Annotated in this window: 6 protein-coding genes; 1 reads left to right on the top strand and 5 read right to left on the bottom strand. The window is 63.7% G+C overall.

Annotated features, from left to right (window positions below; translation table 11 throughout):
- Positions 1-359 (top strand): TerB family tellurite resistance protein (locus tag ENZ74_RS17580; protein WP_127312891.1); only part of this gene is annotated, 359 nt, incomplete at its 5' end.
- Positions 360-380: 21 nt separating this feature from the next.
- Here ENZ74_RS17580 and ENZ74_RS17575 read toward each other — a convergent pair.
- The 5 genes from ENZ74_RS17575 to ENZ74_RS17555 all read right to left on the bottom strand — a co-directional run.
- Positions 381-2,003: a dipeptide ABC transporter ATP-binding protein gene (locus tag ENZ74_RS17575; RefSeq protein WP_013531215.1), complete on the bottom strand. Its 1,623-nt coding sequence runs from the start codon at positions 2,001-2,003 to the stop codon at positions 381-383.
- A complete protein-coding gene (locus ENZ74_RS17570; RefSeq protein WP_063168182.1) occupies positions 2,000-2,869 on the bottom strand; it encodes an ABC transporter permease in 870 nt (289 codons plus the stop codon). The genes ENZ74_RS17575 and ENZ74_RS17570 overlap by 4 nt, the downstream gene beginning before the upstream one ends.
- A complete protein-coding gene (locus tag ENZ74_RS17565) occupies positions 2,866-3,813 on the bottom strand; it encodes an ABC transporter permease (RefSeq protein WP_063168181.1) in 948 nt (315 codons plus the stop codon). Before ENZ74_RS17565 ends, ENZ74_RS17570 begins: the two co-directional genes overlap by 4 nt.
- 13 nt (positions 3,814-3,826) lie before the next feature.
- Positions 3,827-5,305 carry an ABC transporter substrate-binding protein gene (locus ENZ74_RS17560; RefSeq protein ID WP_063168180.1) on the bottom strand — a complete coding sequence of 493 codons (1,479 nt, stop codon included), beginning with the start codon at positions 5,303-5,305 and terminating at the stop codon, positions 3,827-3,829.
- 161 nt (positions 5,306-5,466) lie between these two features.
- Positions 5,467-6,335: acetylornithine deacetylase/succinyl-diaminopimelate desuccinylase family protein (locus ENZ74_RS17555; RefSeq protein ID WP_127312890.1), on the bottom strand; the 869-nt coding region annotated here is incomplete at its 5' end.

Genomic DNA, 6,335 nt, shown 5'->3' with positions numbered 1-6,335 from the left:
ATCCGGCCCTGTCGGCGGAATTGCTGATGCTGTTTCGCATGATCCTGGCCGACGGGTCGGTCAGCGAGAGCGAAATGGTTGCCTTCCGGCGCATCTGCAAGGACGCCTTCGGCATTCAGGAAAGCAGCATCGACAGCGTCATCGAATATCTCAACGAGTTCGGCTACGAGACCAATGGCTCGCAGGCGATTGCACTGTTCCGCGATCTCGACGTCGAGCGGCGCCGGCAATTGGCCAAACATATGGCGGAGATCGCCAAGGCGGATTCGCAACTGGCCGAGAGCGAGATCCGCCTGCTGCGCCGCACGCTCGACCTGCTCGATATCAGCCCGGTCGATGTGGTCAAGACGCAGGAGTGATCGGGCCGCCTTCTCTCCTGATCAGCCTTGCTCCCGCAGCCGCTCCGCGATCGCCCGGTGCAAGTCAGGGGCGGCGGTGACAAGCGCCTTGGCAGCCTCGGACTGCGGGTGGTCGAGCACTTCGCTCGTCTTGCCGCGCTCGACGATCTTGCCGTCATGCATGACCAGCACCTCGTCCGTGATGGCGCGGGCCACGGTCAGGTCGTGGGTGATGAAGAGGTAGGCGATGCCGAGCTTCTGGTTGAGCTCTGCGAACAGATCGAGGATCTGGGCGCGGATCGAGACATCGAGCGCCGAGACCGGCTCGTCGGCAACGACCAGCTTGGGGCGGGTGATGATGGCGCGGGCGATCGACAGGCGCTGGCGCTGGCCGCCGGAAAATTCATGGGGGTATTTGTCCATGTCGCTGATGCCGAGGCCGACTTCGTGCAGGGCATGCGCCACCATCTCGCGGCACTCGGCGCGCGTCGGCTTTTTCTCCAGCACATGCAGGGGTTCGGCAACCAGCTTTTTCACCTTCTGGCGCGGGTCGAAGGAGCCATAGGGATCTTGAAAAACGACCTGCATATCGCGTCGCGCCGGCTTCAGCTCGGCTTCGCTCTTGCCGGTTATGGTCCCGCCGCGGAACCGGATCGAGCCCGATGTCGGCCGATCCAGCGCCAGGATCATGCGGGCGAGCGTCGACTTGCCGCAGCCGGAGCGACCAACCAGTGCCACTGACTGACTCGGCGCCATCGACAGCGAGACGTCGTCGACGGCGCGGATACCAGGCGCGCGCTTGAACAGCGAAGTGCGCCGGCCGGGATAGTCGCGGGTCACGCCCTCGACCTGAAGCAAAGGGCGGCCCGTCTCGATGCCATGCGGCCTGGCGCGCGCCGGCACATGCATCGAGGCCTGCGCCAACTGGCGCGTGTAGGGGTGGAGCTGTTCGGATAGCGTGCGTGCGGTGTCGCCGGCTTCCATCACCTCGCCGCGGCGCAGGATGGTGATGCGGTCAGCCATCTCGGTCACCACGGCGAGGTCATGCGAGATCAGGAGCAGGCCCATGCGGCTCTCCGCGACGAGGTCGCGCAAAAGGTCGAGGATTTGTGCCTGCAGCACCACGTCGAGCGCCGTCGTCGGTTCGTCGGCGATCAGCAGCTTCGGCTTCAGCGCGCAGGCGATGGCGATGACGACGCGCTGGCGCTGGCCGCCCGACAGTTCGTGCGGATAGCGCGACAGCGGGAATTTCGCTTCGGGCAAGCCGACACGGTCGAGCATTTTTCGCGCCCGGTCTTCGGCCTCGGCGCGGCTGGCCCTGGTGTGCCAGCGTATGCCTTCGGCAACCTGCTCGCCGATGGTCTTGACCGGATTGAGCGCGGTCATCGGCTCCTGGAACACCATGCCGATGTCGTCGCCGCGCAGCGCACACATCTGGTCCTCGGTTGCTGCCAGGATGTCGATGCCGTCGAATGTGACACGTCCGCTGGCGCGCGCGGCATGGGGCAGAAGCTGCATCACCGTCAGCGCGGTCATCGATTTGCCGGAACCGGATTCGCCGACCAGCCCCATCACCTCACCGGGCGCGACGGAAAGCTCCACACCCTTGAGGATCTGCGTGTCGCCGATGGTCAGCGACAGGTTCTCGATGTCGAGCAGGCTCATCGCTGCCGCCGCGATTTCGGATCGAGGATGTCGGCGATGCCGTCGCCCAGGAGGTTCAGCCCCAGCACGGCGACAACGATCGCCATGCCCGGAAAGATCGCCATCCATGGCGCCACCACCATGCGGGTCTGCGCGTCGAACAGCATGCGGCCCCAGCTCGGCATTGGCGGTTGCGCACCCAGGCCCAGATAGGAAAGCCCGGCCTCGGCCAGGATGCCCAGCGCGAACTGGATGGTGCCTTGCACCAGAAGCAGCGTGGCGATATTGGGCAGCACATGTTCGATTGTGATCTGCGTGCTGCTCTTGCCGGCGGCGCGTGCGGCGAGAATGAACTCGCGCGGCCAGATCGCCAGCGCGCCGGCCCGGGCGACGCGCGCAAAGACCGGGATGTTGAAGATGCCGATGGCGATGATGGCGTTGACGGCGCCCGGTCCGAAGATGGCGGTGATCATGATCGCCGACAGCAAAGCCGGGAAGGCGAAGACGAGGTCGTTCAGCCGCATCAGCGCCTCGTCGACGGGGCCGCCGCGTGCCGCGGCAAAGGCGCCGAGCGGCACGCCGACCCCCATGCCGATGCCGACCGCGACCAGCGCCACGGCAATCGAATTGCGGGCGCCGACCATGACCATCGACAGGATGTCGCGGCCGAAATGGTCGGTGCCGAACCAGTGCGCCAGCGAGGGCGCTTGCGTCTTATCCGATATCACCAGTTTCGTGACGTCATAGGGCGTCCAGGCATAGGAGACGACAGCCATTGCCAGGATCAGCAGGGTGATGACGAAACCGGCAACGAAGGCGGTATTCCCGAACGCCTTGCTCAGGATGCTGCCGAACGTCTCTTCTGATATGTCGATGTGCAGTGTCATTGCCGGCTTCTCAGGCGCGGATCGACGACCGCATAGGAAAGGTCGACCAGCAGATTGACGGCGATGACGGCGGCGACCAGCAGCATGACGACGCTTTCGACGACGATCAGGTCGCGCTGGGTGATGGCCTGGAACACCAGCCTGCCGAGGCCGGGCAGATAGAAAACATTCTCGATGATGATGGTGCCGGCAAGCAGGAAGGCGAACTGCAGGCCCAGAATGGTCAGCACCGGAATCATGGCGTTGCGCAGCGCGTGCCGCCACAGCACAGCTCGGTAGGGCAGACCCTTGGCGCGGGCGGTACGAATATAGTCCTCGTTCAGCACCTCGATCAGCGCCGAGCGGGTGACGCGCGCCAGAATCGCGGCTTGCGGCAAGGCAAGCGCCAACGCCGGCAGCAGCAGCGACTTCAAGGCTGGCCAGACGCCGGCACTCCAGCCGGGAAAGCCGCCAGCAGGAACCAGCCGCAGCCAGACGGCGAAGACATAGATCAGCATCAGCGCGAACCAGAAATTGGGCACGGCGACGCCAAGCTGTGCGGCGCCCATGGAAATCGTATCACCGGCCCGTCCACGCCGGCTGGCGGAAAACAGGCCGACGGGAATCGCGATGAGGGTGGAGAGCGCAAGCGCAATCAGCGCCAGCGGCAGCGAGACGGCCAGCCGCTCGCGAACCAGACCGATGACCGGCACCGAATAGGTGTAGGAGCGGCCGAAATCGAGGCTGAGCAGGCCGCCCGCCCAGTGCAGATAGCGCCAAGCCAGCGGCGCGTTGAGGCCCATCTGGTTGCGCAGCAACTCGACCTGGTCGGCACTGGCATTCAGGCCCAGCATTAGCCGCGCCGGATCGCCGGGCAGGACCTCCAGGACGGCGAACACCACCATGGAAGCCAGCACCAGCGTGGCGATGGCGATGGCGAGGCGTTTTAGGAGGTAGGCGGTCATGGAAGGTGGGGGATCATTCGCTCCACTTCACCTTGGTCAAATCATTGGCCTGGATCGGGGCGTTTTCCCACAGCCCTTGCAGCTTGGCGTCCCAGACGCCGATCTTCGGCAATTCATAGAGGAAGCCGACCACCGCATCGTCGGCCAGGATCTTCTGCGCTTGCCCCAGCAATTCCTTGCGCTTGGCTTCGTCGGAGGTGACGCCGAGATCGGCAATCACGTTGTCGAAGGCCGGGTTGTCGTAGTTGAAGTAATAATCCTTGCGCGAATAGATATCGATGTCGTTGGGCTCGGTGTGGGAGACGATCGTCAGGTCGTAATCCTTCTTGGTGAACACCTGGTCCAGCCACTGTGCCCATTCGACCGGAATGATTTCCAGATCGATGCCAACGTCGCGAAGCTGCGAGGCGATGATTTCGCCACCGAGACGGGCATAGGTGGGCGGCGGCAGTTTCAGCGTCGCCTTGAAGCCGTTCTCGAGGCCTGCCTCTTTCAGCAATTCCTTGGCCTTGGCGACATCATGCGGGTAGCGGCCGGTGAGGTCGACATAGTCCTTGTTGGCCGGCGACATATGCGAGCCGATCGGCTGGCCGAGGCCGGCCGAGGCGCCGTCGATGATGGCCTTGCGGTCGAGCGCGTAAGAGATCGCCTGCCTCACCTGCAGCTTGTCGAAAGGCGGCTTCTTGTTGTTGATCGACAGGATGGTCTCACCCTCGGTCGCGCCGATCACCACCTTGAAGCGCGGGTCGTCCTTGACCTGGGCGACGCTGTCGGCATCGAAGAACGGGAAAGCCTGGATGTCGCCCGAGAGCAGCGCCGGCACATAGGCCGCGGCATCCGGCACGATGCGAAACTCGGCCTTGTCGAGCGACGCCGGCGTGCCCCAGTAATTGTCCGATTTGACCAGCGTGATCGACGATCCCTTGGCCCAGCTCTGGAACTTGAACGGGCCGGTGCCGATCGGTTTCTCCTTGTTGGTGTCGGCAGATTCCGGCGCCACGATCACCGCGTCGCCCCAGCCCATATTGTAGAGGAACGAGCCCTGCGGGTTCTTCAGCGTGACCTTGACGGTTGCCGGATCGACGACGTCGACCTTGTCGATGGCGGCGAACAGGCCCTTTTGCGCGTTGACGGAGTTGTCGGCTCGCGCCCGGTCGAGCGAGAATTTCACGTCGGCGGCATCGAAGTCGGTGCCGTCATGGAATTTCACGCCGGTGTGCAGCTTGAAGGTGTAGACCTTGCCGTCATCGGAAATGGTCCAGCTTTCGGCCAGATCCGGGAGCACCTCGCCATTCGGCCCGATGCGCGTCAGGCCTTCGAACACATTGGCATAGAGAACCTCGTCGATCGCTGCGGCGGCACCGGCGGTCGGATCGAGATGCGGGGGTTCGAGCGGAATGCCGATGACCAGGTCGGTTCGCGCGGCGAACGCAGAGGTGCCGGCGGCCAGCGACAGCACCGCGGCCGCCAGAATGGTTTTCCACAATTTCATCGTGCAACTCCCCATGCGTTCAGACACGTGCTCGAACCCGAGTGATAGAAGCGTGATTTCGCCACGGAGTAAATTGCGTTTCGTTCTGCCCCTTGGCGTGGCCGGGAATGTTTTTGTCCTGGCGACCGCATCGGCAGTCGAAGCTTGTCGCGGTGCACACCTTATCCCGTGGCTGTGCCGCGCAGCAGCACGTTGAGCCCTATCGCCATCACCTTGGCCGATTCCACCATGTCCGATATGCCGACCCATTCGTCCGGCCGGTGGGCGAGGTCGAGAATGCCAGGCCCATAAGCGATGCAATCATAGATATGGCCGATGCGAGCTATGTGCTTCTGGTCATAGGTGCCGGGCGAAATGACATAATCGGGTTCGCGGTCGAAGATCGCCATGATGCCTTGCGCAACCGCCTTGACCACCGGCGCGTCGCGCTCGGTCATCAGCGGCAGCACTTCCATCAGGTCGCGGATTTCATAGTCGAATTTTGTCCGCTCGCGTTTCAACCGGTCGAGAATGCCGGTCACTTCACCTTTGACGGTGTCGAGATCTTCCTCGAGCAGGAAACGGCGGTCGATGGTCATCCGGCAGGAGTCGGGCACGTTGGGCGACGGCAGGCCGGGCCGGAAATCCTCGGTCTGGCCGCCATGGATCGAATTGATGTTCATGGTCGAGCGTTTTGCTCCTTCGGGCACGACCGGCATGCGCGTCATCTTGCGGTCGAGCGCGGGAAACAGTTCGTCCTCGAAAGCCCGCAGCACGGCGCCCATGTGGCGCACCGCATTGTCGCCGAGAAACGGCATCGAGCCGTGCGCGATCTCCCCCTTGGTCTCGATCTCCGCCCACCAGACGCCACGATGGCCGAGGCAGATGCGGTCCTTGTTCAGCGGCTCGGGAATGATGACATGGTCGACCCTGGGTTTTGAGAAATAGCCGAGCCTGGCCAGATGCGCGACGCCGCCGAAGCCGCCGGATTCCTCGTCGACGGTGCCGGATATTTCGATGGCGCCGGGAAAATCGGGGAAGACTTCCAGGA

This window comes from Mesorhizobium sp. M7A.F.Ca.CA.002.15.2.1, from assembly GCF_003998715.1.
GTDB lineage: Bacteria > Pseudomonadota > Alphaproteobacteria > Rhizobiales > Rhizobiaceae > Mesorhizobium > Mesorhizobium ciceri.
The sequence above is the reverse complement of the archived record's forward strand: the minus strand, read 5'-3'. Positions and strand labels throughout refer to the sequence as shown.

Excerpts from the sequence above, each read along its gene's own strand:
- ENZ74_RS17575 (WP_013531215.1), bottom strand. The coding sequence starts at position 2,003 with ATGAGCCTGCTCGACATCGAGAACCTGTCGCTGACCATCGGCGACACG.
- ENZ74_RS17570 (WP_063168182.1), bottom strand. The coding sequence starts at position 2,869 with ATGACACTGCACATCGACATATCAGAAGAGACGTTCGGCAGCATCCTG.
- ENZ74_RS17565 (WP_063168181.1), bottom strand. The coding sequence starts at position 3,813 with ATGACCGCCTACCTCCTAAAACGCCTCGCCATCGCCATCGCCACGCTG.
- ENZ74_RS17560 (WP_063168180.1), bottom strand. The coding sequence starts at position 5,305 with ATGAAATTGTGGAAAACCATTCTGGCGGCCGCGGTGCTGTCGCTGGCC.